Below are 765 nucleotides of genomic sequence, written 5' to 3'. Positions count from 1 at the left end.
CAACGCCGGCGCCGTGGCGGAGTTCCTCGTCGCCGCGCTCGCGGACACCCCGTCCCGGAGCCCGCAGCCCGCGCGGACCACGCGCCGGACCCGAACCGATGAGCCGATCGCCATCGTCGGTATGAGTTGCCGATACCCGGGCGGAGTGAGCTCGCCGGACCAGCTGTGGGAACTGATCGCGGCCGAACGCGACGCCATCACCGCCTTCCCCGAGGACCGGGGCTGGGACCTGGAACGCCTGATCGACCCGGACCCGGACAAACCGGGCACCACCTATGTCCGCGAGGGCGGTTTCCTCACCGACGCGGGTGCGTTCGACGCCGAGTTCTTCGGTATCGCGCCTCGCGAGGCGACGGCGATGGACCCGCACCAGCGGCTCATGCTCGAGGCGGCGTGGGAGGCACTCGAACACGCGGGCATCGATCCGACGTCCTTGCGCGGCAGTGATACCGGCGTGTTCGTCGGCGCGACCCCGTCCGGCTACGCGGAGCGGGTCGTCGGCGAATACGAGGGCTTCCGGATGACCGGCAACTCCGACAGTGTCACCTCAGGGCGCGTCGCCTACGTGTTCGGGTTGCAGGGACCGGCCATGACCGTCGACACGGCCTGCTCGTCGTCGCTGGTTGCGCTGCATCTGGCCTGCCAGGCACTGCGCAACGGGGAGACCTCGCTGGCACTCGCCGGCGGGGTGACCATCTCCGGCAGTCCGGAACTGTATGTGGACTTCGCCCGGCAGCGCGGGCTGGCCACGGACGGACGCTGCAA

1 protein-coding gene is annotated in these 765 nt (G+C 70.5%); it reads left to right on the top strand.

Annotation, left to right across the window (positions count from 1 at the left end; genetic code table 11):
* Nucleotides 1-13: 13 nt before the first annotated feature.
* Nucleotides 14-765, top strand: a 752-nt coding sequence (locus RJ05_RS18040; protein ID WP_373365067.1) for a beta-ketoacyl synthase N-terminal-like domain-containing protein, incomplete at its 3' end; no start/stop codon positions are given.

This window comes from Nocardia cyriacigeorgica NBRC 100375 (assembly GCF_000308555.1).
In the GTDB taxonomy this organism is placed as follows: Bacteria; Actinomycetota; Actinomycetes; order Mycobacteriales; family Mycobacteriaceae; genus Nocardia; species Nocardia cyriacigeorgica.
This window is presented reverse-complemented; position numbering and strand designations above follow the sequence as displayed.